Source organism: Microcoleus sp. B5-D4, from assembly GCF_036705145.1.
Lineage (GTDB): Bacteria > Cyanobacteriota > Cyanobacteriia > Cyanobacteriales > Microcoleaceae > Microcoleus.
This window is the reverse complement of sequence record NZ_JAUBTV010000011.1, coordinates 1-1596: the sequence shown is the minus strand read 5'-3', so window position 1 is coordinate 1596 and position 1596 is coordinate 1. Positions and strand designations below refer to the sequence as shown.

Here is a 1596-nt window from a genome sequence, read left to right as displayed (position 1 = left end):
TCCCGATGGTGTCGGTGTTCCCGATGGTGTCGGTGTTCCCGATGGTGTCGGTGTTCCCGATGGTGTCGGTGTTCCCGATGGTGTCGGTGTTCCCGTTGGTGTTCCCGATGGCGTGGGTGTTCCCGATGGTGTTTCCGATGGCGTTGGAGTCGGTGTTCCCGATGGTGTTGGTGTTTCCGATGGCGTTGGAGTCGGTGTTCCCGATGGTGTTTCCGATGGCGTTGGAGTCGGTGTTCCCGATGGTGTTGGTGTTTCCGATGGCGTTGGAGTCGGTGTTCCCGATGGTGTTTCCGATGGCGCGGGTGTTACCGATGGTGTCGGTGTTCCCGATGGCGCGGGGGCAGGTGCGGGTGCGGGAGCAGGTGCGGGTGCGGGAGCAGGTGCGGGCGCTGGTGCAGGTGTTTCCGCAGGGGCAGGGGCAGGTGTTGGTGCAGGTGCGGGTGTCGCAACATCAATACTAAAAGTACCCAAACTGCTAGCAGCAGCAAAATTACCGCTAGCATCCTTCACCTGCGATGCTTGCAAATTAACTGTGTAAGTACCATTATCAGCATTATCCCAAGTTCCCCCAGGCGGCGTCAACGAATATGTCGCTGTCCGAGGCGTACCATTACTATTAGTATCGACACTGATAAAGGTAGCAGGAATAGCACCCCCTGATCCATTTACAACAACATCAGAATTATCTAAACTGCTAACATCAACTCCATTGCTATCACTGAAAGTAACTGTCAATGTCTGACTTGTACCGCCCGCTGTAGTAATGTTAGAAATTGCAGCTAAGTTAGCAGTAGGTGGGGTGACATCAACAATAGGTGTGGTGACATTAGCAGTGCGAATCAGTTGAGTTGCTGCGGTATTGTTATTACCCGCAGTATCCGTTGCTTTGGCAGCAGGGACATCAACTGTGACATTACCACTAGCAGCGGGAGTGACCTCAAAGGTATAAGTTTTTCCGTCAACTTTAACAAAGTTACCGACAGTCGCATTGGCTACGGTGATATCAGTATTATCAAAGCCGGTGACATCTTCATTAAAGGTGGCTGTGACGCTAAATAAACCAGTTACTGTTGGTGTTGAAGTTGATGTTAAGGCAACTGTTGGTGGGGTGATGTCAGGTGTGGTGACATTAGCAGTGCGAGTCAGTTGAGTTGCTGCGGTATTATTATTACCCGCAGTATCCGTTGCTTTGGCAGTAAGTACATCAACTGTGACATTACCACTAGCAGCGGGAGTGACATCAAAGGTGTAAGTTTTGGCATCAACTTTAACAAAGTTATCGACAGTCGCATTGGCGACGGTGATATCAGTATTATCAAAGCCGTTGACATCTTCATTAAAGGTAGCCGTGACGCTAAATAAACCAGTTACTGTTGGTGTTGAAGTTGATGTTAAGGCAACTGTTGGTGCGGTAATATCAGCAGTGCGAACAAGTTGGGTGGCTGCGGTATTGTTATTACCTGTTGTATCTGTGGCTGTAGCTGCTGGAATATCTACGGTGACATTGCCAGTGGCTGTTGGTGTAACTGTGAAATCATAGGTTGTACCGCTACCTGTAAATCCGCTAACAGTGCCGTTAGCAACAGTCACGTCAGT

At 49.8% G+C, this 1596-nt stretch carries 1 protein-coding gene; it reads right to left on the bottom strand.

Annotated features, from left to right (window positions below):
* The coding region (locus QUB10_RS07585; protein ID WP_333200946.1) for an Ig-like domain-containing protein at positions 1-1596 on the bottom strand (1596 nt) is incomplete at both ends.